The organism is Caulobacter sp. GW821-FHT05F04, assembly GCF_059419665.1.
This window is the reverse complement of record NZ_JBWKSF010000001.1, coordinates 283,024-306,710: the sequence shown is the minus strand read 5'-3', so window position 1 is coordinate 306,710 and position 23,687 is coordinate 283,024. Positions and strand designations below refer to the sequence as shown.

At 68.2% G+C, this 23,687-nt stretch carries 19 protein-coding genes and 1 pseudogene; 11 read left to right on the top strand and 9 right to left on the bottom strand.

All coding sequences use genetic code 11. The annotated features are described in order from the left end of the window. Positions 1-183: 183 nt before the first annotated feature. Entirely contained in the window at positions 184-819 is a 636-nt protein-coding gene (locus AC07R7_RS01610) for an outer membrane protein (RefSeq protein ID WP_494633822.1), read from the top strand. A gap of 45 nt (positions 820-864) precedes the next feature. Here AC07R7_RS01610 and AC07R7_RS01605 read toward each other — a convergent pair whose 3' ends face one another. Together AC07R7_RS01605 and AC07R7_RS01600 are read right to left on the bottom strand one after the other, a co-directional pair. Beyond that, entirely contained in the window at positions 865-3,027 is a 2,163-nt protein-coding gene (locus tag AC07R7_RS01605; RefSeq protein WP_494633820.1) for an acylase, read from the bottom strand. 90 nt (positions 3,028-3,117) lie between these two features. Continuing rightward, positions 3,118-3,639, bottom strand: a complete 522-nt coding sequence (locus AC07R7_RS01600; RefSeq protein ID WP_492883432.1) for a 3D domain-containing protein — start codon at positions 3,637-3,639, stop codon at positions 3,118-3,120. A 376-nt stretch (positions 3,640-4,015) separates the two neighbouring features. Here AC07R7_RS01600 and AC07R7_RS01595 point away from each other — a divergent pair, with 376 nt between their 5' ends. Beyond that, positions 4,016-5,044: a phospholipase C/P1 nuclease family protein gene (locus AC07R7_RS01595; RefSeq protein WP_494633818.1), complete on the top strand. Its 1,029-nt coding sequence runs from the start codon at positions 4,016-4,018 to the stop codon at positions 5,042-5,044. A gap of 3 nt (positions 5,045-5,047) precedes the next feature. Continuing rightward, complete coding sequence (locus tag AC07R7_RS01590) at positions 5,048-5,494, top strand: NUDIX domain-containing protein (RefSeq protein ID WP_494633816.1); 447 nt, start codon at positions 5,048-5,050, stop codon at positions 5,492-5,494. Between the two features lie 13 nt (positions 5,495-5,507). Here AC07R7_RS01590 and AC07R7_RS01585 read toward each other — a convergent pair whose 3' ends face one another. From AC07R7_RS01585 to pepN, 6 genes are all read right to left on the bottom strand, one after another. Then, positions 5,508-5,834: a UrcA family protein gene (locus AC07R7_RS01585; RefSeq protein ID WP_492834931.1), complete on the bottom strand. Its 327-nt coding sequence runs from the start codon at positions 5,832-5,834 to the stop codon at positions 5,508-5,510. A gap of 130 nt (positions 5,835-5,964) precedes the next feature. Beyond that, a complete protein-coding gene (locus AC07R7_RS01580) occupies positions 5,965-6,180 on the bottom strand; it encodes a hypothetical protein (RefSeq protein WP_494633814.1) in 216 nt (71 codons plus the stop codon). Then, positions 6,150-7,334, bottom strand: coding sequence for a PepSY-associated TM helix domain-containing protein (locus AC07R7_RS01575; protein WP_494633812.1), 1,185 nt, complete (start codon positions 7,332-7,334; stop codon positions 6,150-6,152). Before AC07R7_RS01575 ends, AC07R7_RS01580 begins: the two co-directional genes overlap by 31 nt. Beyond that, positions 7,244-9,406, bottom strand: coding sequence for a TonB-dependent receptor (locus tag AC07R7_RS01570; protein WP_494633810.1), 2,163 nt, complete (start codon positions 9,404-9,406; stop codon positions 7,244-7,246). Before AC07R7_RS01570 ends, AC07R7_RS01575 begins: the two co-directional genes overlap by 91 nt. Positions 9,407-9,555: 149 nt before the next feature. Next, positions 9,556-12,096, bottom strand: a complete 2,541-nt coding sequence (pleC, locus tag AC07R7_RS01565) for a cell cycle histidine kinase PleC (RefSeq protein ID WP_494633808.1) — start codon at positions 12,094-12,096, stop codon at positions 9,556-9,558. A 212-nt stretch (positions 12,097-12,308) separates the two neighbouring features. Next, complete coding sequence (pepN, locus tag AC07R7_RS01560; RefSeq protein ID WP_494633806.1) at positions 12,309-14,900, bottom strand: aminopeptidase N; 2,592 nt, start codon at positions 14,898-14,900, stop codon at positions 12,309-12,311. 106 nt (positions 14,901-15,006) lie between these two features. Here pepN and AC07R7_RS01555 point away from each other — a divergent pair, with 106 nt between their 5' ends. Together AC07R7_RS01555 and AC07R7_RS01550 are read left to right on the top strand one after the other, a co-directional pair. Beyond that, the gene (locus AC07R7_RS01555) at positions 15,007-15,915 is read left to right on the top strand and encodes a CPBP family intramembrane glutamic endopeptidase (protein ID WP_492883450.1); all 909 of its coding nucleotides are present in this window, start codon (positions 15,007-15,009) and stop codon (positions 15,913-15,915) included. Between the two features lie 104 nt (positions 15,916-16,019). Beyond that, entirely contained in the window at positions 16,020-16,670 is a 651-nt protein-coding gene (locus AC07R7_RS01550; protein ID WP_492834917.1) for an OmpW/AlkL family protein, read from the top strand. A gap of 8 nt (positions 16,671-16,678) precedes the next feature. Here the strand turns inward: AC07R7_RS01550 and AC07R7_RS01545 are convergent, their stop codons facing one another. After that, on the bottom strand, positions 16,679-17,230 hold the full coding sequence (locus AC07R7_RS01545) for a hypothetical protein (RefSeq protein WP_494633803.1): 552 nt from the start codon (positions 17,228-17,230) through the stop codon (positions 16,679-16,681). Between the two features lie 144 nt (positions 17,231-17,374). On the opposite strand from AC07R7_RS01545, the gene AC07R7_RS01540 reads away from it, so the two are divergent. The 6 genes and pseudogenes from AC07R7_RS01540 (at position 17,375) to AC07R7_RS01515 (ending at position 23,686) form a co-directional block, all read left to right on the top strand. Continuing rightward, a complete protein-coding gene (locus tag AC07R7_RS01540; protein WP_492883454.1) occupies positions 17,375-18,490 on the top strand; it encodes an acyl-CoA dehydrogenase family protein in 1,116 nt (371 codons plus the stop codon). A gap of 15 nt (positions 18,491-18,505) precedes the next feature. Continuing rightward, positions 18,506-19,729 (top strand): acyl-CoA dehydrogenase family protein, encoded by a 1,224-nt coding sequence (locus AC07R7_RS01535; RefSeq protein ID WP_494633802.1) that lies wholly within the window; start codon positions 18,506-18,508, stop codon positions 19,727-19,729. A gap of 260 nt (positions 19,730-19,989) precedes the next feature. Then, positions 19,990-21,623 (top strand): annotated as a pseudogene (locus AC07R7_RS01530) (tetratricopeptide repeat protein); the annotation flags it as partial. Next, positions 21,532-22,947, top strand: coding sequence for a hypothetical protein (locus AC07R7_RS01525; RefSeq protein ID WP_494633801.1), 1,416 nt, complete (start codon positions 21,532-21,534; stop codon positions 22,945-22,947). The pseudogene AC07R7_RS01530 and the gene AC07R7_RS01525, both read left to right, overlap by 92 nt. Beyond that, positions 22,944-23,513 (top strand): hypothetical protein, encoded by a 570-nt coding sequence (locus AC07R7_RS01520; protein ID WP_494633800.1) that lies wholly within the window; start codon positions 22,944-22,946, stop codon positions 23,511-23,513. The genes AC07R7_RS01525 and AC07R7_RS01520 overlap by 4 nt, the downstream gene beginning before the upstream one ends. Beyond that, entirely contained in the window at positions 23,507-23,686 is a 180-nt protein-coding gene (locus AC07R7_RS01515; protein ID WP_492883461.1) for a hypothetical protein, read from the top strand. The genes AC07R7_RS01520 and AC07R7_RS01515 overlap by 7 nt, the downstream gene beginning before the upstream one ends. Position 23,687: the final 1 nt, after the last annotated feature.

The window sequence follows — 23,687 nt, the reverse complement described above, 5'->3', positions numbered from 1 at the left end:
ACGAACGTCGCGCGAGCCTCATGCAAGGCCCGCGGATAGGCGTTCTGGCAAATGAATTACTCTTAAGGTCGCCCCGACACGGTCTCCACACTTCCCTCGCGGACCCTCCATCACCGGCCGCCACCTAGGCTCCATCCAAGCCGGCTCCCGACCGGCGCAATCAACGAAGGTGGAGTCTCTCCCATGCTGAAAACCACGATCATCGCCGCGGCCTTGCTGAGCGCCGCGGTCGCCGCCCCCGCCATGGCCGAGGAAAGCGACGTGCTGAGCGGCTTCTACGGCGGCGCCGAGGTCGGCTATGGCAAGCCCAAGACCAAGCTGAACCTCACACCGAAGACGGGCGCGCCCGTGTCAGGCTCGGCCAACAAGACCGGCTTCGACTATGGCGGCTTCATCGGCTACGGCGCGGTGGTCGGCGAAGGGTTCTATTTCGGCGCAGAAACCAGCCTGGGCGCGGGCGGCGGCAAGGCCTCGCGCACCCTGTCAGGGACGAAGGTCACGATCGACCCGGGCCTGCGCTACGGCGTGGCCGCCCGCGCCGGCCTGGTCGTGGCCGATGACGCCCTGCTGTACGCCAAGGTCGGGCTGGAGCGTCGCAAGATCGAAACCTCGATCACCGGTTCCAAGAAGAAGGTCACCGAAAAGGGCCTAGTCTATGGCATCGGCTACGAGCAGCAGCTGACCGCCAACCTGGCCATGCGCGGCGAGCTGCTGCGCGTACGCTACGACGACAAGACCGTGAACTTCTCCACCGGCGATAAGATCAAGCTGGACGGGAACGAGACGCGCCTGAACCTCGGAGCCGTGATCCGGTTCTAAGGGCGCGTGGCGTCATCCCGCCCCCCGCCCCTCGCGGGATGGCGCCTACTCCCCCGGCTTGTACGTCTTCACCGCGTGGGCCTTCACGTCCTCCGGATAGAAATAGACGTCGCGCAGGTTGCCCAGGCTGTAGCGCAGGGCCTGGTCGTTGAAGTGCGGGGAGGCGGGGTCGCCGCTCTCACCGCCGGCCGAGACGGCGCGAGCGCGGACCTTGTCGCCGAACTCGACGACCGCCACGAAGCTGTTGCCCAGCGTGCCGTAGTACTTCTTGGTCCCCGGCCAGCGCTTGGCCCCGAACGAGGCCAGAGAGCCCCACTGAGCCGAGGTGAAGGCCACCGGGATGCTGGGCTTCTTGTCATCGAAGGTCTGGACGATCGCGCCGTCGTTGCGCTGGAAGCGGTTGATCTCGCCCCATGGCGTCTTCCACGAGCCGAAGTCGGCGGTCAGGCGATCCGAAGCCTCGGCCAGGGCGGCCAGCTTGTCGGCGGGCGAGAGCTTGTCGGCCATGTAGTCATAGACGTTCATGCCCGCAGCCTTGGCGGCCGGCGCGGCCTTGGCCCACATCGCCTCGCCCCAGAATACGGCCAGCGAGGTCTCGGTCGAGCGCGCCGACCACTTGCGGTCCCAGGCCTTCAGGGCGGCGACCTGCTCGGCGAGTTTCGGATCGGGCGCGGCGTCATACGCGGCGACCAGCGTCGGAACGAGCCGCGCGAAGGCGGTCAGGTACGGGTCGTAGGCGGCGGTGATCAGTCCGCCGAGGGTGAAGTCCTTGCGGTCCTTCAGCACCAGCGGCGCGTGGACGCCGCGCGGATTCTCACCGGCCTGGTCCATGTATTTCGGGAAGTCGGCCTTCTTCGGGCTGTAGGGCCCGGCCGCGCCGTAGGGCCAGTTGTTGCTGTTGAAGACCCAGCCGTTCTTCGGGTTCAGCACGTGCGGGGCCTTGTCCAGCGGCGTCAGGCCCTTCCAGTCGGTGTCCGGGTCCGAGCCATCCACCGGCTTGGTGTAGTCGAAGCGGTCGTCGCGCACGGGGATGAACTGCGGGTGCAGATAGGCGATCTGACCCTTGCTGTCGGCGAACAGGGTGTTGTTCGACGAATTGGCCTTCAGCTCGGCCACCTTCATGAAGCTGGCGTAGTCGGTCGCCTTGGTGCGCAGGAACGATTGCTCCAGCGCCGCCATCGGCTTGTTCATCAGGGCGATGCTGATCCACTTGCCGGCCTCTTCGCGGACGATCGGGCCGTGGTGGGTCTTGAAGACAGTGAAGCGTCTCGTGGCCAACGTCCCGTCGGCGGCGCGGTAGGGGACGGCGATCACCTCGCTCTTCAACGGGCGCAGTTCAGAGCCGTACTTGTAGAAGCGCTGGCCGTTCTTCTCGACGATGGTCTCGGCGAACTCGTCGACCACGTCGACGCCGCTGGAGGTGTGCATCCAGCCGGCCTTGGCGTTGAAGCCCTGGTAGATGAAGAACTGGCCCCAGGTCGTGGCGCCATAGGCGTTGAGGCCTTCATCGCTGGCCACCTGCATCTCCGAGCGGAAGAAGAAGCTGGTGTGCGGGTTGATCAGCAGCAGGGCGTGGCCACCCAGGGTGTTGGACGGGGCGATGGCGATACCGTTCGAGCCCTTGGGCTCCTTGAACAGCAGGCCCTTCTCGTCGGCGGTCATGGCCAGTTGGCGCTGGCCGTAGAAGGCTTCCAGCTGGGTCAGGGCGACGCGCTCGATGTCGCCGCCGATGCTGCCTTCCGAGAAGCTGAGCGCCATCCACGGCTCGAAATGGGTGATGACCTTAGGCTTCACGTCCGGATGGGTCGCCAGATAGTAGTTCAGCCCGTCGGCCCAGGCGTTCATCAGCGCCTTCAGCCAGGCCGGGCTCTTGGCGTAGTCGGCCTTCAGCACGACGGGATCGATGAACAGCTTCTGGCGCAGATCGGCCCAGATCGCCTTCTCGCCCTCGGCTTCGGCGGTGCGGCCCAGGGCGGTGATGAAGTTGGTCTCGACGCGGTTGAAGTCGTCCTCGGCCTGGGCGTAGGCCATGCCGAACACCGCGTCGGCGTCGGTCTTGCCGTGGATGTGGGCGATGCCCCAATCGTCCCGGATGATCTGGACCTTGGCGGCCCGCGTCTTCAGGCGAGAGAGGTCATCCGCCGCGTGGGCGGGAGCAGCCGCGAGCACGGCCGCCAGGGCCAGGACGCTGATGGACAGATTGCGCATGATAGACCCCGAACCGCTCATCCCCACGAAGGCGGGGATCCAAGCCGAGTCCGGAGAACAATTCTAGTGTGGACCGTGGTCCGGGCCCGCCTATTGCGGCGGGCAGCCCTTGAATTCGCCGACCTTGCTGACCGAGAGGTTGGAGAGGTCGAGACCGCGCAGAGCCTTCATCGAGCTGGCGCCGACGCCGCTGAACAGGTCGAGCTTGAGACCCTTGATCGCGCCGCCGATGTCGGAGGCGTACCAGTAGCCGTCGTGCCGGCCGCCGTCAGGCATGGGCAGGCCGACGGTTTCCTTGATGAAGATCACGGTGCGGCGCGGGATCACCTTGGGATCGACCGCGACGGTGCGCATGGCCGCGACCTTGCAGCCCAGCGAGTCGAACGCGCGGATGCCCTTGGCCCCGGCGTGGTACATCGTCGCCTTCATCGTGAACTCGACCGAGCCGGGCAGGGCGCCACCGCTGAGGGCCGAGGTGATCAGGTCGCCGAGCGGGTCTACACGCGTCGCCTGAGCGGGCGCGGAGTCCGCGGGAGCGGCATGAGCGAGGGCGGGAATGGCGAATGCGGAGATGACCGCGGTGGCCAAAATTCCGGCGAGCTTGCGTCGCATCGAGGGGGTCCTCTTATCGGCGTGTCTGTCGGTTGGCGGCTTGGATATTCGGATCACGGACCCGTGACAACCCCGAGAGTCGATACGCCGCGGGCCGCTTTCGCCAAACAGGCGAGAAAGTGACATGGATTCAGACGCTTGAAACGGGGCTGTAAGGGCGCGGATTTTTTGCTTTCGAGAGCCATCACAGATGGAACCGGGCCGAAAACCAAGCGTCCGCCGCGACTCGACTTTCCGTTCCGAAGAGCCGGGACGCGCGGAAACACCGCCGCAATACTGGACGTCTCAGGTCACTGGCGCGCGCGGCGCTGGCGGACATCGCCTCGGCGCCTTACACCCGGCTAGCCCGGCCTATCTGATCCTCGGAGCCTATCCCTTGCGACTGTCGTCCAGCCTGAAAGTCCTCGTCCTCGCCGCCGCCTTGTCAGCGCCGGCCGCCTCGGCGTTCGCCTGGGGGGCTTCGGGCCACCGCGTCGTGGGCGTCGTCGGCGCCGAGAGCTTGCCCGCCGACGTGCCGGCGTTCCTGCGCACCCCGACGGCCATCGCCGCGATCGGCGAATACGCCCGCGAGCCGGACCGCTGGAAGGGCTCGGGCAAGATCCACGACACCGATCGCGACGCCGCCCACTTCCTGGACATCGACGACCAGGGCCGCATGTACGGCGGCCCGATGTTCACGGTGGCGACCCTGCCGCCGACCCGCGCCGACTATGAGAAGGCCCTGCAGGCCGCCGGCGTCGACAGCTGGAAGGCTGGCTACCTGCCGTATGCGATCATCGACGGCTACCAGCAGTTGGTGAAGGACTTCACCTACTGGCGCGTGCTGACCGCCGCGGTGAAGCTGGAAAAGGACAAGACCCGCCTGGCCTATTACAAGGCCGATCTGATCCGTCGCGAGGCGCTGCTGCTGCGGGATCTGGGCGTCTGGGCCCATTATGTCGGCGACGGCAGCCAGCCGCTGCATCTGTCGGTGCACTACAACGGCTGGGGCGACTATCCCAACCCCAACGGCTACACCAACGCCCGCTCGACGCACTTCCAGTTCGAAGGCCCGTTGGCCAAGGCCCTGGGCGACGAGGCGTCGGTCAAGGCCCTGATCCCAGCCTACAAGGCCTGCGACTGCTCGATCGAGACCCGCGTGGTCGGCTATCTGACCGACACCTGGAAGCAGACCGAGCCCCTGTACCAGCTGGAAAAGGCCGGTGGGATGGTCGAGACCGACCCGCGCGCCAAGGCCTTCGTCCAGGCCCGCATCGCGGCCGGCGCCGCGGCTCTGCGCGACCTGGTGGTCGACGCCTGGAGCGCCAGCGCCAATGGCGCGATCGGCTATCGTCCCGAGATCAGCGTGGCGGACGTGGCGTCCGGCAAGGCCGATCCCTGGAACGACCTCTACGGCAAGGACTAAAGGATGCTGGCTTTCGGCGCGCCCGTCGCGGGCAAGACCTATATGGACCGCGCCGCCGCCTTCGGCATCGCCGAGAACAGCCTGGGCCAGATCGCGCTGGCCCAGGTCACCAAGCCCGGCAAGCCGCCGTACTTCGACCTGCCCGGTGGGGCGGTGGACGGCGATGAGACCGAACAGCAGGCGGTGGTCCGCGAGTTCGGCGAGGAGACCGGCCTGGTGGTCGAGGCCGGGGCGCTGATCGAGACGGTCTCGCAGCTCTTTTTGAAGTCCGATGGCCAGCCGGTGCGAAACTTCGGCGGCGTCTATGTCGTCCAGGTCACCGGTGAGGCGCCGGGCCTGAAGGTCGAGGACGACCACAAGCTGGTCTGGCTGGATCCGCGCGACGCGGTGGTCGCCCTCCGCCACGACGCCCATGCGTGGGCGGTCGCGGCCTGGCTGCGCAGAGGTTAGGACCGGGAGCCAGTTACGCGCCGGCGCGCTTGGCGACCCGCAGTTGGGCCGCCTGTTGCTTGGTCAGGGCGTGCCGCAGGTCTTCACGGAAGTCCATCATGCAGGCCCTGGCCGACAGGCCGCTGAAGCCCTTGGCGTCGCAGGCGCGGGTTCCGGCGGCATGGGCGCGGCGGGCGAACTCGCGCGCGTCGGCCGGATTCGACAGGGTCAGGTCGCCGACGCGGATGCGGGCGATGGGCGCGGACGACTCGGCGGCGTGGGCGGCGGTCAGGCCGATGATCGGGGTGGCGGCTAGGGCCAGGGCGGCGATGGCGGCGATGCGGTTGACGAGCTTGCTCATGATCTTGTCCCTCAATTCGTGTGGCCGCCCGTGGCGATCCGTTGAATGAGGGTGTAGTCGCCGGCGCCGCGGAACACCCGTTACGACTGCTTCATGACGTCGATTTAAGTCTATGAAACGAAAGTAATAATCAGCGCCTGCGCGTGGCCAGGGCCCAGACCGTCGCCGCGACCGACGAGGCCAGGGTCAGCGCGCCGACGACGTCCCAGGTCCCGTCGCCCAGCAGGGCGGCGACCAGGCCGAACAGGCTGAGCGCGGCGATCGCGGCCGGGGCGCGGAACACCTGCCAGAGGGTGTTGTGATGGCCGCTCTTGCTCATCGCGCGGGCTTCCGTTTGGCCAGCCACAGATAGAGACCCGAGCCCAGGATCACGATAGTGGCGATGTCCAGCAGCGCCCAAAGGATCTTCAGCGGGAGGCCGCCATAGTCGCCGAAGTGCAACGGCTGCGACAGCGACAGGGTCTTCACGTACCAGGGCGTCGGGGCGACGGCGGCGAGCTGGCCGGTGCGGGCGTCGATCAGGGCCGGGGTGGTCAGGTGCGCGGTCAGCGGCGTGTCGCCATGGAAGAACACCGCATAGTGGTGGTCGGTCGAATAGGTCGAGCCGGGGAAGGCGACGAACTGCAGCCGCATGCCGGGCAGGGCGGCCTTGGCCCGGTCGACGGCGGCCTGCAGCGAGCTGCGCTGGCGAGGGGGCGCGGACTTGTCGTAGGCCTGGGTCAGCGTCTTGAGGGCGGTGTTCTTCCAGTAGTCGATGATCGGCGTGGCCAGGGTGTTGACCACGCCCGTCGTCCCGACGACCAGCAGCCAGGACAGGGTCACCGCGCCCAGCAGGTTGTGGTAGTCCAGCCAGCGTGTGCGCGCCTGCTTGCTGGCCCGCACCGCGCCGAACGGCAGCCGGCGCATGAAAGGCGCGTACAGCACCACGCCCGAGACCAGGGCCACGATCAGCAACAGGCCCATCGCGCCCAGGAACAGCATCCCCGGCAGGCCCAGGAACATGTCGGTGTGCAGATGGAGCAGGAACTCCATGACCGGGTGGCCGGCCACCGACGGAGCGGGCTCGCCGCTGGTCTGGTCGATGGGCTGGAAGCTGTAGACGCCCGCCTTGTCGCCCGGCTTGACGCTGGTGACATTCACGACCGGCCGATCCTCGTCGAAACTCATGAAGGCCGGAACCTCGCCCGGCTTGCGGGCGAGGGCGGCGTTGAGCACCTGGTCGAGGTTCAGCCGAGGCCCGTCCGGATGAGCCGGGGCCCAGGCCTCGCGCATCAGGACGTGCTCGATCTCGTGCTTGAACACCAGCGGCAGGCCGGTGACGCACAGCATCAGCAGAAAAGCGGTCGAGACCAGGCTCGACCACTTGTGAACCCACGACCAGGCGCGGAGCGTCCGGGCCTTCATGCGGTCTAGAAGTCCGTGGTGAGCGACAGACGCAGGGTGCGCGGCGCGCCCAGCGTCAGGTAGTTGGCGTTGGGATAGCCGCCCACCGCGACCCACTGGTCCTTGTTTCCCAGGTTCTCGACCCGGGCGCGGACCGTCATCGCCTTGCCGCCGGCCTCGAAGGCGTAGCGGACGCCGGCGTCGAAGCGGGTGAACGCGGCCAGGTGGACCGTATTGGCGCCGTTGGCCGGCTGCGACCCGGTATGGACCATGCGGCCCTCGACGGTCAGTCCGGGGGCGGCCTTGATGTCCCACTCGACGTTCACATTGGCCTGGAAGTCCGGCACGCCGATCGGCGACTTGCCTTCCAGCGTGGCGTCCAGGGCGTGATTGACCTTGGCGTCCAGCCAGGTCGCGCCGCCCAGGACGCGCAGGCCCTCGGCGGGCTGGCCGTAGACGGTCAGCTCGACGCCCTTGTTCTCCTGTTCGCCGCCGGAAGTGTATTGACGGCTGCTGGCGACGAAGAATGCGTTGGGCTGCTTGACGCGGAACAGCGAGAGCGAGCCGCCGAACGCGCCGGCGTCGTACTTGGCGCCGACCTCGGCCTGCTTGCCCCGGAACGGCGAGAGGATGTCGCCGGCGTTGGCCACGGCGACGCCGTTGACCTGGGCCGGGGCGACTTGGCCGGGGACCAGGGCCTCGGCGTAGTTGGCGTACAGCGAGACCTGGCTGCTGGGCTTGAACACCGCGGCCAGGGCCGGGGTGGTGGCGTGGCCGTCATAGGCGGCGTTGCGGAGGCCGGTGTTGTAGTCGTAGGAGCGCGTCTCGACGTCCTGGTAGCGCAGGCCGGCGGTCAGCAGCAGCTTGTCGTCCAGGAACGACAGGGTGTCGGCGACGGCGACGCTGCGGTTCTTGGCGCGCTCGGTGACGTTCGGGTTCGACTTGCTGCCGCCGACGAAGAAGTTCGGGTTCGGGGCGGCGACATTGACCGGGCTATAGAGATCGCTGGCGAAGCCGGCGAAGTTCGAAAAGGCGTAGGCGTTTTTCGACTTCAGGCTGACCGAGGCGACCGAGGCCACCAGGTTGTGGCCGATCGAACCGGTCTGGAACTTGCCGCGCAGGCCGGCGTCGGCGGAGATGACCTCGTCCTTGCGGACATTGTCGAAACGGTAGGCGCTGATCACGCCGTTCGGCTGGGCCGTCGGATTGGCCAGGACGTTGCTTTCCTTGCCCTTGCGGCCGCCGATCGCGGCCCAGGCGCTGACGGCGTCGGTCAGGTCGAACTCGCCGCGCGCCGCGCCGAACAGCTGGCGCTCGTCGGTATAGGTCCAGGGCTGGGCGAAGTTGCCGCCAGCATCCGGGGCCTTGGGGATCGCCCCAGCCGGGGTGACGGTCGGGCGCGGAGCGTCGATATGGTGGTCCTGGAAGCCGAGGTCGGCCGAGAAGCGGGCGCGGTCGCCGCGACGGTCCAGACCCAGACCCACGACCTTCAGATTGCGCTTCTCGTTGTCGACGGCCGTTTCACCGTCGCGCAGGCCGAGATTCAGGCGCGCGCCATAGGCGTTGTTCTCGCCGAAGCGGCGAGAAACGTCGGCCGAGCCATAGAATTGCGAGCCGCCGTCCCAGCCGGCGGTGACGCGGGTGAGAGGCGCGGTCCCGGCGCGCTTGGGCATCAGGTTGAAGGCGCCGCCGACGCCGCTGCCGCCCGGCGCCGCGCCGTTCAGGAAGGCGTTGGCGCCGCGGAACACGTCCACGCGCTCGACCAACTCGGCCGCCACGAACTGGCGGGGCAGCACGCCGTAGAGGCCGTTGTAGGTCATGTCGTCGGAATAGACCGGGAAACCGCGAACGACGTACAGCTCCTGGAAGTTGCCGAAGCCCTTGGAGACCCGCACGGTCGGGTCGTTCTGCAGGACGTCGGCGATGCTGCGGGCCTGCTGGTTGCGGACCAGCTCCTCGGTGTAGCTGGTGATGGAGAACGGAGTGTCCAGGGTGTCCAACGCGCCGAGCAGCCCGACCCGGGCGCCGGCCGCCACCTGGCCGCCGGAATAGACGGGCGGCAGGCGCACCTGCGAGCCGGTGATCACCACCGCGTCGACCGTCGTCTCGTCCGCCTGGCGCGCGAGGGCCGGGCTGGCCAGGGCGCCGAGGAGGGCGGACGACAGGAGGAGGGCGAAGCGACGGGACATGATCGATCCTGATATTGCGAGTGCGTCGCAATATCCCCTATCTCGGACCGTGACAACAGCTCGATCCCCATCGCGAGCATCGAGCCGCGACTTCAACGACGTAAGAGGCGAGGGGCGAGGGGCGAGGGGCGAGGGGCGAGCGGCGGAGGTTAGGCCGCCACGAAGTCGCGGGCGGCTTTGTGCTCGCTCTGGCGGACGGGCAGGGTGAAGCTGACCGTGGTGCCTTCGCCGGGCTGGGAGTGCATTTCCAGCAGGCCGTCGTGCATGGTGATCAGCGACTTGGTCAGGGCCAGGCCCAGGCCCGTGCCCTGGGTGGTCTTGGAGAACTGGCTCTCGACCTGCTCGAACGGCTTGGCCAGGCGCGCCAGGTCTTCCTTGGCGATGCCGATGCCGGTGTCGGTGACCGACACCTTGACCTTGTCGCCGAACGGATCGCGGCGGAGCTCGGCGCTGACCGTGACGCTGCCGGCGCGCGGCGTGAACTTGATGGCGTTCGACAGCAGGTTCAGCAGCACCTGCTTGACCGCGCGATAGTCGGCCTCGATCTCCGGCAGGTGCGGGAACGCGACGTTCAGCTTCAGGCCGGCGGCCTCGGCGCGGTTGCGGACCAGGCGCACGGCGTCCTCGGCCACGTCCTCCAGGTGCATCGGCTCGAACTTGAGGTTCATCTTGCCGGCCTCGATCTTCGACATGTCGAGGATGTCGTTGATCAGGGCCAGCAGGTGCTGGCCCGACGAGTGGATGTCCTGGCTGTAGCCCTTGTAGCGGGCGTCACCCAGCGCCCCGAACATCTCGTTCATCATGATCTCGGAGAAGCCGTTGATGGCGTTCAGCGGCGTCCGCAGTTCGTGGGACATATTGGCCAGGAATTCGCTCTTGGCCTTGTTGGCGCTCTCGGCCTTGACCTTCTCGGTCTCGTACTTGCGGGCCAATTCGGCCAGCTGCTCCTGGCTGCGCTCCAGGCCGGTGATGGCGTTCTGCAGCTGCTCCTCATTGAGGCGGCGGGCTTCTTCCTGGGTCTTGATGGCCGTGATGTCGGCGGCGGTCATGACCAGGCCGCCTTCGGCCGTGCGGCGCTCGCTGATCTGGATCCAGCGGCCGTCCATCATTTCGGCCTCGCGCACCCCCTTGGCGCCGTCCGGCGCCGGGTAGTCCTGCTTGATGGCCAGGGCCGCGAAGCGGTTGACCTCGGCGCGGGCGGCGCCGGGCTTGAGCAATTTCGGCTCGAGCGAGAAGACGCTGCGGTAGTTGCGGTTGCACATCAGCAGCCGGCCCTGGCGATCCCACAGGACGAAGGCTTCCGACACGCTCTCGATGGCGTCGCGCAGGCGGTTCTCGGCGGCCTGGGCGCGGGCCTGGGCCAGGCGTTCCTCGGTGACGTCCAGGGCGACGCCGATGATACGGACATAGCCGTCGGCGCCGGGCTTGCCGAAGCCCTGGCCGCGGGCGTCGATCCACAGCGAGCGGGCGCCCTGCTCGGTGGCGGGCACGCGGAACGAGACGTCGAAGGCGCCGTACATGGCCGCGTTGGCCAGGGCCTGGCGAACGCGCTCGCGGTGGTCGATAGAAACCCGCTCCAGCAGGTCCTGGCCCGAGACGACGCCGCCGCCGCCCCAGCCGAACATCGCGCCGGTGACGTCGGACAGAAAGACCTGGTCGGCGTTCAGGTCCCATTCCCAGATGCCGCAGCGTGCGGCCTCGACGGCCAGGCGGAAGCGCTGCTCGCTGTCGATGAACTCGCGGTGGGCGAGCTCGGCCTTTCGGCTCTGGATCATCAGCAGCAGCGCGAGCGCGATGCCGACGGCCAGAGGGGCCAGTAGGTTGATCGCGCCTTCCATGACCTGGCGGTCGACATTGGCGACGCTGTGGGTCGGGGCTGCGGCCAGAACCAGCAGGGCGCCCTCGGCCACCGGGCGCACCGCGATATCCAGCGCCGCGCCATCGGCGGCCTGGCCGCGCAGGGCGACGGGGCCGCCGACGACATCGTCGGGCGACAGGGCGAAGGCCTCGCGGAAGGTGGTGGCGCCCTGGGCGGCGCGACCGCGGGCGGCGATCAGCGCGCCGCTGGGCAGGGCCAGGGCTCCGCTGTCGCCCTTCTCGGGTTCGTCGATCAGACGCGAGGCGTCGCCGCTGGCGATCACGAAGGCGCGGGTCTTGTCCAGGGTGGCTGTGGTGGCGACGTAGAGCCGGCCGGTCTCGCCGACCGAACCGGTCCAGGTTGTGCGGCCCGAGGCGGCGGCGGCCTGGGACGCGCCCTTCCAGTCGGCGCCGTCGTCGCGGCCGGCGACAGAGACGACGCCGGCGGGGCTGACCACGGCGACGGCCGCGGCCTCGCCGCCAGCCGCGCGTAGGGCGGTCTCGGCGGCGTCCATGGTCGCGCCCGGATCGCGCCTGAGCATGTCAGCGGCCGCTGACAGACCAGCGCGCTGAGCGGCGAGGTTGGCCTCGACGCGGCCGGCGATCAGCCCGGCCTTGGCCGACAGCGGCGCGCCGCCCGGCTGGGCCGAGGCCTCCTGCTGCAGGCGCTTGACGCCGAAGGCGGTATAGACGGCCAGCAGCAGCAGGGCCGCCAGGATGGCGATGCGGATGAACCCCTGCGACGGGGCCTGGACGGACTTGGCGCGCACGGCCGCGGGCGCGGTCGGTCCGGCGGACGCCGTCCCCCCGTGTCTCGCTAAGCCCCTGTCCAAACCGCGCGGCTCCCGTCGATCCCCGGAGCGCGCGTCGCGCGCTCCAATCCCAAATCCGAGACCTGTCAGGTACAGACCTCAGGGCGAGTCACTTCGCCGAGATGGTGAATCTACCGTACCGCAAACCGCTCCGTCACCGCCGGAAAGGCGGATTCGGTCCGTATGGGCCCATTGGTCGCAATATAGGGCCGAGCGAATCCCGAAAAGCGGCGTCAGCCAAGCGCCTTGGTCGCCAGTTCCAGCACGTTCTTGGACAGGTCCGGGTGGGCCGCGACCCGCTCCAGCTGTTCGCGCATCAGCTTGCCCAGTTCGGGTTTGTAGCGCCGCCAGTTGCCGAGCGGTTCGACCAGACGCGCGGCCGTCATCGGGTTGAACCCGTCCACCGCCAGGATCTGATCGGCCAGGAAGCGGTAGCCCGCGCCGCTGGGATCATGGAAACGCGCCGGATTGAAGTTGGCGAAGGTCGAGACCAGGGCCCGCAGGCGGTTGGGATTGGTCGGCTCGAAGTCCTTATGCTTCGTCAGGGCGATCACCCGATCAAGAGCGATTTCCGACGGATCCTGGGCCTGCACGGCGAACCACTTGTCGAGCACCAACGGCTCCTTGCGCCAAGCGCCATGGAAATTGGCCAGCGCTATCTCCCTCTGGTCGTCTCCGCTGGCCACCATGGCGTACAGGGCGCCGATCTGATCGGTCATGTTCCCGCCGGCGGTGTAGTGGCCGACCAAGCGCGACAGGTTGTCGGCGGTGGGATCGGCCGACAACATGTTGGCGCAGGCGTTACGCAGGGCGCGGCGACCGGCCGCTTCGGCGCTGACGGAAAACTCGGCGTCGCCTTGCATCTCGCCGTGCAGGCGGCGCAGCAGGTCGCCCAGGTGGATGGCGACGCGCGTGCGAAGGGCGTTCCGGGCTTCGTGCAGGGCCGGCGGGTCGGCTGGCTCGGACATCAGGGCCAGGTCCTGTTCGGACGGCAGGGCCAAGAGCAAGGCCTTGAAGGCCGGCTCGGCGGCGTCGTCGACCAGGGCGCGGCCCAGCGCGTCGGCGTAGCGCTCCTCGCCCACCTCGTCGGGGGCCCCGGCCGCGCGGGCCAGGATCAGGTCGCGGGCCAGGGTCTGTCCAGCCTCCCAGCGGTTGAAGAGATCCGGGTCGGCGGCGAACAGCACGTAGCTGTCGGGCGCTCGCGCGTCGGTCGACAGGTTCACGGGGGCCGAGAAGCCGCGCAAGGCCGACAGGACCGGTCTGCTGGGCACGTTCTCCCAGCGGACGGTCAGGGTATCCTTGTCCAGCAAGACCACCTCGGTGTCGCGCATCGGCTCACCGGCCTCCGACAGCAGGCCGATGGCGATCGGGATCGGCAGGGCCTTCTTGTCGGGCTGGCCCGGCGTTGGCGCGGTCGATTGGGTTAGGTTCAGGGTCAGGGCCTTGGCGGTCTCGTCATAGTTAGTCTCGATCGTCACCGCCGGGGTGCCCGCCTGCTCATACCAGGCGAAGAAGCCCGACAGGTCGCGGCCCGCCGCCTCGGCGAAGCAGGCGATGAAGGCCTCGACCGTGGTCGCCTGACCGTCGTGGCGCTGGAAGTAGAGATCGCTGCCCTTCCGGAACGCCTCGGCGCCGAGGATGGTCTTGAGCATGCGGATGATCTCCGAGCCCTTCTCGTAGATCGTCGCGGTGTAGAAGTTGTCGATCTTCATGTAGCTGGACGGCCGCACCGGGTGGGCGAGGGGGCCGGCGTCCTCGGCGAACTGGCGCGCGCGCAGAGCCCGGACGGCCTTGATCCGCTCCACCGTCGCGCCACGCTGGTCGGCGCTGAAGCTCTGGTCGCGGAAGACCGTGAAGCCTTCCTTCAGGCACAGCTGGAACCAGTCGCGGCAGGTGATGCGGTTGCCGGTCCAGTTGTGGAAATATTCGTGGGCCACGACCGCCTCGATGCGCTCGTAGTCCAGGTCCGTCGCTGTCTGCGGATCGGCCAGAAGCAGGGAGCTGTTGAAGATGTTCAGCCCCTTGTTCTCCATGGCTCCGAAGTTGAAGTCGCGGACGGCGACGATCATGAACAGGTCGAGGTCGTACTCGCGGCCGAAGGTGTCCTCGTCCCACTTCATCGCCCGCTTGAGGCTGTCCAGGGCATAGGCCGCGCGCGAGGCCTGGCCGGGATCAACGAAGACCCGCAGCGCCACCTCGCGGCCGCTCATGGTGATGAACTTGTCGGTCAGCACGTCCAGGTGGCCGGCCACCAAGGCGAACAGGTAGCAGGGCTTGGGAAACGGGTCCTCCCACTCGGCGAAGAACCGATTGTCCGCCAGGGCGCCCGAGTCGATCAGATTGCCGTTGCTGAGCAGGTGCGTGAACTTGCGATCGGCCTCGATGCGCACGCTGTAGCGGCTCAGGACGTCGGGGCGATCGGGGAAGTAGGTGATGGTGCGGAAGCCCTCGGCCTCGCACTGGGTGCAGAAGCGGCCGCCCGACATGTAGAGGCCCATCAGGGCCTTGTTGGCCTCCGGATCGATCTCGACCTCGGTGGTCAGGACGAACTGGTCGGGCAGGTCCGGGATGGTCAGCTGCTCGGCGTCGACGACATACTGGTTGGCGCTCAGGCTTTGGCCGTCCACGGCCACGGACACCAGCTTCAGCCGCTCGCCGTTCAGCATCAGCGGCTCGTCCTTCGCACCGGTCCGGCGCACCGCGAGCTCGGCCTTCACCCGGGTCTGGGACGGATGCAGGTCGAAGACCAGCCGGGTCGTCTCGATGGAGAACGGGAACGGACGATAGTCCGCCAGACGGACGGCTTGGGGCGTGTCGGTGCGCATCCGTCCAACTTAGTCGTACCGGACGACCTCCGCGAGAGGACCTTGACGGCCAAGCCCAAATTAATGGTCAGTGCCGGCTTGAGCTTAGGCGGGAGGGGGCTTGGCGATGACGAGCGAAATCACGGGCGGTCAGGCGGGGCTGGAAGTCGGGCGCAAGCGATTCCTGCACCCGGGGCCGCTGCGTTGGCTGCGAGCCCTGGGCTGGATGGTTCTGCTCTTCGTGTTGTTCAGCATCGTCTATGCGGGCGCCCAGATGGTGGCCAACCCGATGTTCAAGAAGGGCGGTCATCTCCTTGAAGTGCTGGAGGTGCTGGCGATCTGCTGCGCGGGCTTTGGCCTCTATGCCGGCGTGGTCAGGCTGGCCGAGGGGCGATGGCCCGAGGAGCTGGACCTGCGCCGGATGCCGGCCGAGCTGGCCATCGGCCTGGTGATCGGAGCGCTGATGCTGAGCGCGGCCGTGGGCGGGCTCTACCTGCTGGGCGTCTACGACATCAGCGGTCCGCGCGCGGCCTCGGCCTGGGCGACCATCGCCATGGCCATCGAGTCCGGCTTCATGGAGGAGCTGATCATGCGCGCCATCCTCCTGCGCCTGCTGATGCGGGCCTTCGGGATCTGGCCGGCGCTGATCGTGCAGGCGGCCCTGTTCGGGGCGTTGCACCTGGCCAACCCCAACGCCACGCCGGTCGCCGCCGCGGCTATCGCCATCGAGGCGGGGCTGATGCTGGCTGGCTTCTATCTGCTGACCGGACGCCTGTGGATGTCGGTCGGCGTTCATGCGGCCTGGAACTTCACCCAGGGCTGGGTGTGGGGCGCGTCGGTGTCGGGCATACCGGTCACCGAGAGCTGGCTGGTCAGCAAGCCCAAGCCCGGCGCGCCGGAGTTTCTCAGCGGCGGCGCCTTTGGTCCCGAGGCCTCGCTGCCGGCCATGGTCGTCGGCACGCTGGTGGCGATTATCGTGCTGTGGCTGGCCTGGAAGCAGGGAAACTTTAAGGCAAAGCCGGACGCGACTACGTAATAACCGCAAGCTTTTTGTGGTCTTTTCTTGAGCGGCGTCAACGAAACCGGCCGTACACAGGCGCAAACCCCTTTCGACACAACGAGGTCGTAAAGGGGATACCGATGACCACCAAACTCTTCCTGGCCCTGACCGTGGCGGCCGGCCTGAGCGCCGCGCCCGCCTTCGCCGCCGAGCCGGTGACGCCGAAAGCCAAGGGCGATATCGTCCTGAACGTTCGGGTGACCGACGTCGCGCCGGACGCGGGCAATCCGATCCTGACCGCCGCTGGCGCCGCCACCGGCCTCAAGGCCGACGTTAAGGACGACATCAAGCCGACGATCGGTCTCAGCTACTTCCTGACCGACAAGCTGGCCATCGAGGTGATCGCCGGCACCACCCAGCACACGGTCAAGGCCGTCGGCCCGGGCACGGACGTCGCGGTCCACAAGACCTGGGTCCTGCCGCCGGTCGTCTCGCTGCAGTATCACCCGCTGCCGGGCGCGCGCTTTAGCCCCTATGTCGGCGCGGGCCTGAACTACATGCTGTTCTACAGCGGCAAGGACAAGAACGGCTTCACGGTCGATCTGGACGACGGCTTCGGCTACGCCCTGCAGGCTGGCGCGGACATCCCGATCAACGCCGCCTACAGCCTGAACCTGGACGTCAAGAAGATCTGGTTCGACACCGACGCCAAGATCAACGGCGGCGCGCTGAAGTCCAAGGTCAAGCTTGACCCGCTGGTGTTCTCGGTCGGCTTCGGTCGCCGGTTCTAACTATCTAACTAGTCCGAGCTAGGTCCGGCGGCGGGCGCTTCCTGCAGGTAGCGCTCGATCGCCGCGATCTTATGGGCCAGGCCCGTCAGGGCCGGCGGCGCGTCCTCGGGATTGTCGGCCACCAGGGTCAGCAGTTCCCGGGCGATCGCATGCAGGCGCGGGGCGCTGGCGATCAGCCGGGCCTGATATTCCATCCTGTGCGGGTCGCGGTCGTACTCCGCGCCCGGGGTGCGCCAGCCGCCCCAGTCCTGGGCGTCGGTGACCACGACCGGATAGGTGCCCGGATAGGGATGGTGGGCGCAGTCGCCCTCCTGCTGCCATTTGTTGCGGGCCCGCAGCACCCGCCAGTTGGAGTCGAGGCCGCCATCCTGCGGATCGACCTTGTCCTCGGCCTTCAGTTCGTGGGCCTGGAACTCGCGGTTCAGCCCGACGTCGTAGGTGACCCGCACGGGCTCGTCGAAGCCCTTGGCCCAGATGGGCACGATCCTGTCGACCGTGGCCCAGCAGCCGACGCTCTCGACCCACACCCTCTGGTTCTTCTGGAAGACGGTCTTGGCCATGCCGTTGAGTAACGTCCGAATGCGCTGACAGACGCGCATAAGAACCTGAAATTCTTGACGCCGGGTCAATCTTTCCCTTCGCGTGAACGTCGTTCAGTGTGACTCCCGCGACCCGCCGAAGAGCGCGGTCCAGGGAGGCTCCAAGTGGATTTCGACTATTCCGACGACCAGAAGTTCCTGAAGGACGAGGCGCGCAAGTTCCTCGCCGGCAATTGCGACGTCGCCGTCGTGCGCGGCGTGCTGGACAATGCCGACCGTTCGTTCGACGAGAAACTCTGGAAAGGCGTGGCCGAGCAGGGCTGGCTGGGCGCCGCGATCCCCGAGGAGCACGGGGGGCTGGGCCTGGGTCGCATCGAGCTGTGCGCCATCGCCGAGGAGCTGGGCCGCGCCATCGCGCCGATCCCGTTCGCCTCCACCGTCTACATCCTGGCCGAAGGGATCATGGCCCACGGCGCGGACGGCCAGAAGGCCGCGATCCTGCCGCGCATCGCCGCCGGAGAGATGATCGGCTGCCTGGCGACCTCCGAAGGTCCGGGCGTCGTGGGTCCGAACACACTGCAGTGCCGGGTCGAGGGCGGCAAGCTCTCGGGGACCAAGATCCCGGTCACCGACGGCGACGTCGCCGACACCGCCCTGGTCCTGGCCAGCGAAGGCGGCCGCCCGGGCCTCTACCTGGTCGACCTGAAGCAGGCGGGCGTGAAGCGCGAGACCCTGAAGAGCCTCGATCCCACGCGCGGCGTGGCCAAGATCGTGTTCGACGGCGCGGTCGCCGAGCGGGTGGGGGAGGCCGGCGCGGGTTTCGACATCGTCCAGGCGATCCTCGATCGCGCCGCCGTGCTGCTGGCCTTCGAACAGCTGGGCGGCGCCGACCGGTGTCTTGAGATGGCCAAGGAGTACGCCCTGGGCCGCTACGCGTTCGGCCGCGTGATCGCCGGCTACCAGGCGATCAAGCACAAGCTGGCCGATATGTACGTCAAGAACGAGGTCGCCCGCTCCAACGCCTATTACGGCGCCTGGGCCCTGAACGACGACGCTCCCGAGCTGCCGATCGCGGCCTCGGCCGCCCGCATCGCCGCCTCGGAAGCCTTCTGGTTCGCCAGCAAGGAAAACATCCAGGTCCATGGCGGCATGGGCTTCACCTGGGACGTCGACTGCCACCTCTACTACCGTCGCTCGCGGCAGCTGAGCCTGGTGGCGGGCGCGCCGAAGCTCTGGAAAGAGCGGCTGGTGAGCGAACTCGAAAAGAAGAACGCGGCGTAAGGCGAGGAAACGACAATGGATTTCAACGATTCCCCCCAAGAAGCCGCCTATCGCGAGAAGGCTCGCGCCTGGCTGGCCGAGAACGCCGCCGCGCACCGCGCCAAGTTCGGCGAGCTCAAGCCCAACACGCCCGAGCACATGGCCGCCGCCAAGGACTGGCAGGCCACCAAGGCCGCCGCCGGCTATGCCTGCATCACCTGGCCCGCGGCCATCGGCGGGGGCGGCGGCACGCCGATCCAGTCGGTGATCTTCGGCCAGGAAGAGGGCAAGGCGGGCCTGGGCTACGGCTACTTCACGATCGGCCTGGGCATGTGCGTGCCCACCGTCATGGCCTTCGCCGACGGCGACACCAAGAAACGCTTCGTCTCCCCCGCCGTGAAGGGCGAGGAGATCTGGTGCCAGCTGTTCTCCGAGCCGGCGGGCGGCTCCGACGTGGCGGCCCTGCGCACCCGCGCCGTCAAGGACGGCGATGAGTGGGTGATCAACGGCCAGAAGGTCTGGACCACCGGCGCCCACTATTGCGACTACGGCATCCTCTTGACCCGGACCGACCCCGATGTGCCCAAGCACAAGGGCCTGACCATGTTCTGGATCGACATGAAGGACGCCGCCGTCGAGTGCCGGCCGATCCACCAGATGTCGGGCGGGCGCGAGTTCAACGAGGTCTATTTCACCGACCTGCGCGTCAAGGACAGCCAGCGCCTGGGCGAGGTCGGCGACGGCTGGAAGGTGGCCCTGGTCACCCTGATGAACGAGCGCCTGGCCGTCGGCGGCTCGGCCGGCCCGAACTATCGGGAGGTCATGAAGCTGGCTCAGGATCTTGCCGGCCCCACCGGTCCGGCGATCAAGGACCAGGCGTTCCGCGAGAAGCTGGCCGACTGGTACGTCCAGTCCGAGGGGCTGAAGTTCACCCGCTTCCGCACCATGACCGCCCTGTCGCGCGGCCAGACGCCGGGGCCGGAAAGCTCGATCGGCAAGATCATCTCGGCCAACCAGTTGCAGGAGATGGCCAACACCGCCGTCGAGATGGAGGACCAGTACGGCATCCTCGTCGATCCCGACCAGGCTCCAGCCGAAGCGGCGTTCCAGCAGAGCCTGATGTGGGCTCCGGGCCTACGGATCGCCGGCGGCACCGACGAGATTCTCAAGAACATCATCGCCGAACGGGTGCTGGGCCTGCCCGGCGACGTGCGCGTCGACAAGGACGTGGCGTTCAAGGACATGCCGACCGGACGCTGATTTCGTCGAATCTTCGTCTTCCGTCGATACGCAGAAGCCGGCAGCTGACGAGGTTAGCTGTCGGCTTTTCGATGTTTGGAAGATGTTCCGTGCGCGGTGAAGTCGCGCGAAATCCGGGAAATTCGCCTGCCGGGCGAACCCGGACTGTCGTGACAAAGTCTTCATTGCTGGATGGGTTGAGCTGAGCTTGACAGTCATCACTCCCGGGCACATGAGAGATCGTTGTTTTATGGTTAACGGGCTGGGCTGAAGGGGGATTCATGCGCGAGGCCGGCGACGCACTTGCGCGCCTTCGGATGCTCCGTGGAGCGGCCGAGCGCGCGTTCGCCAGCCGCTCCGCCCTGCTGCGTCGCGCCCCGGTGGGCGTGATCGTGGCGGCGGTGGTGATCCCGCTGGTGGGCTGCGACACGGGGCCCAGCTTCTGGTTCCACAAGCGCGCCAGCGCGTGCCCTCGTCCGCAGGCGGCGCAGGGGGTCTCGGGCCAGTTCAATCAGCAGCAGCAAGAGATTCGCGCCCTGCGCCAGGGCGGCTTCCGCGGCGACTTCTTCGCCCAGCTGGAGCTGGCCCGCCGCTACGAGGGCCAGCGCGCGGTCGACAAGAACCTCGAGGATGCGGTTGAGGCGGCCGTCTGGTACGCCATGGCCCTGTCCAACGACGGCGGCTATGCGCCGATCTCGTCCTATGAGCGCCGGGGCTCCGAATCGAAGGCTGTGTCGCGCTTCGACGACTGCCGCGCGTTCGAGCGCCGCAGCGCCTATTTCGCCCTCGACCGCCTGCTGTCGCGCATGTCGACCGAGGAGCGCGAGAAGGTCCGTAACCGGGTGATCTACGTGCTCTCGGCCCAGGGCGCCGGCGGGTTCCGAACCCTGGCGCGGATCCACGACGCCTATTTCGGCCCGTTCGGCGAGCCGTCCGACAATCTCCAGGCCATCCAGGCCTACGGCAAGCCCAGCCAGCCTGGCGCGCCGGCTGCGCTGGACCTGTTCCGCCGCAACGACGTCGACGCCTATCTCTACAACTACCTGGCGGTGCAGACTGGCGACGTGTCGGCCTATGTCATGCTCAAGGACTTCGAGCGCAGCTCGCCGCAGCGGGCCTCGTACGGTTCGTTCGTCGAGACCAAGGCCAAGCGCTGGATCCCGCCCTACGAGTTCTATCCGCCGGAGTCGCCCGACTCGGGCGTGCCGCACTCCGACGAGTCCGACCTGTCGGGCGAGGCGCGCGAGGCGGCGCTGAGCCGGATCAACGAACTGCCCTTCGTCCACGTGGCCGAGGCGCTGTCGTACCTGCGGGTGATCCCGTCGGCGGTGCTCGACGAGAAGCTGCTCAGCGTCAACGACGCCCAGACCCTGGAATCGATGCTGGGGCGGCCGGCCAACGGCCGCCTGTCCTCGATTGAAAAGGTGCGGGCGATCCAGTACGCCGCTGTCAACGGCTCGTCCAAGGCCCAGCTGGTGCTGGCGGTGATGTACTCCGAAGGCGTCGGCGTCCCGCGCGACTACGCCCGGGCCTATCACTGGTACGAGGAAGCCGAGCGCCAGGGCTCGGCCGAGGCCAAGTACGCCATGTCCACCTTCTTCTCCCTGGGCCTGCAGGGCGTGGCCGACCAGGATCGCGCCAAGGCGGTGGTCTACCAGATCGACGGAGCCCTCTCGGGTTTCAAGCCGTCGGCCTATCGGCTGCAGCAGCTGCTGGCCCAGGTCTCGCGTCCGCCCCGGCCCGCGGCCGATCGCGGCCGTCCGTACAGCGAAAGGGACTTCTAGATGCGCAGCCTCAGCCGCCTGCTGGCGCTTTGGGCCGCCTTGATCCTCGGCGTCGCGGCCGCCGCGCCCGAGATCGCGATCGCCTCGCCGGACGCCAAGATCGACCAGCAGATCCGCCCGTGCTTCGGCCTGCTGATCCAGCCGAACCTCTCGCAGGGCTGCAAGGTGCGCTACGCCAAGCCGCGCCCCTGCGCCCGCGGTTACTACCGCTCACGGGGCCGCTGCGTGGCGAGCGGCGGCTATGGTCCGGGCTATGGCGGCTACGCGCAGCGCGAGATCAACTGCGACTACGCCTATCCCGGCCAGGTCTCGCAGACCCTGGCGCGGCTCTATGACGGCGACACCCTGACCCTGACCTCGACCAATGGCGGGGCCTGCGTCGACTCGCTGAACATCACCCAGTCGGTCAGCATCGTCGTGCGCAACTACTCGCCCGGCCTGGATCGCCCGATCCTGGTGGCCCCGGCCGGCCAGCCCTGCATCCGCATCCAGCCGGGCGTGCAATATGTCGTGCTGGAAGGCCTGGGCATCGAGGCCTCGCGCGCCGGTTCTTCCTCGTGCATCACCGGCCGCGCCACCGAGATCGCCTTGAAGAACGTCACGGTTCGCTACGACGGCGACGCCTCGGCCTTCGACGTGGGCGACAGCCGCATTGAAATGGCCGGCGTGGCCTTCATCGGCCGCACCCGCTCGGCGGTGGTCAAGGCCACCGGCACGATCATGGCCCAGGACGTCGAGATCGCCGCCGCCGCCATCGGCGGGGCCTTCGAGACCTCGGGCGACAGCCGCCTGCGCGACATCCGCGTCGTCCGGCTGGGCGACTGGACCGGTTCTTCGCGCACCCGCAACTCGGCCGGCTTCGTGCTCAGCGGCATGAACCGCCAACAGTTGGTGACCATCGACGGCCTGTATGTCGATGGCTTCTCGCGCGGCGTCTATATCGGCGGCGGCGACGAGACGACCCTGCTTCGTCCCGTGGTTCGCGACAGCGACTGGGCCGTGACCGTCGAGAACGCCAATCTGCGCCTGAACGAGGGCGAGCTGGAGGCGACCGATGTCGGCCTCTACGTCGCTTCGGGGATCGTCTACGCCGCCAACAACAAGATCGTCGGCGTCATGCGCTCGGGCATCTATGCCGACGCCGGCGGCCAGATCCGGGCGGTCGACAACCGCATCTATGCCCGCCCCGAGGGCTGCAAGGCCCTGGTCAGCGGCTTCTTCGACGGCGAGCTGACCTGCCGGCCGTGGTTCGAGGCGCCGGAGCTCTATCGCACCCAGCGCGACCGCGCCCGTCTCGACTACGAAACCTACTGGCCAGCCCCATCGATCGGTCCCGCGCCGCTGGCCATGGGCTCGGGTCCCGCCGACCTCGCCAATGACGCCGCCGCGACGGGCCTGGCGGGCGCGCCGCCGCCTCGGTCCCTGGCGCCGCAACAAGGGGGAGCCCCCAAATGAGCAAGCTGGCCCATGGTCTGGTCGCCGCCGCCGTCGCGGCCTCGACCCTGATCTCGACGCAGGCCTTCGCCCAGCAGAGCGGCGGCGGCTACGCGCCGACCTACGCCGCGCCGCAGGGACAGCCGCAAGGCTACGCGCCCCAAGGCTACTCGCCCAGGCGCCGCGACATCTGCGGCGCGCCGATCACCGGCCAGGCGCCGGATATCATGACCTATGACAGCGCCACCGGCACCCAGGTGTTCGTCGGCGGCCAACGCGGCGGTGGCACGGACGTGGCCGCCTATAACGCCCAGACCGGATCGGCCGCGGGCCTGTCGGGCGACCTCAGCCGCCCGGGCCTGGTGTCGTCCTGCGCGGTCGACGGCCTGACCGGCGAGTCCTACGGCGTGACCTCCGACCGTCCGGGCCAGGTCACCCTCAGCGGCCGCGACGATCGCGGCGAGCGTTACCAGTTCACCCGCGCCGACGGCCGGACCGACGTCTGGGATCCGCGCTACGAGAACTACTGCTTCCGGTCGGGCACGGGCCTGTTCGGTCCGCCCAGCGCCGGCGGGCGTCGATGCTGAGGCCCGCGGCCCTGCTGATCCTGGCCGCGCTGACCGTGGCGGCCTGCGCGGACGGGCGTCCATACGCGCCGTACTACCCGCCGTCCGGCCCGCCGCCGCCCTCGGCCCCGAACCGGCACGAGGTCACGCCGCCCCCGCCGCCGATCGAGGTGGTCCGGCCGAAGGTCCCGTAGC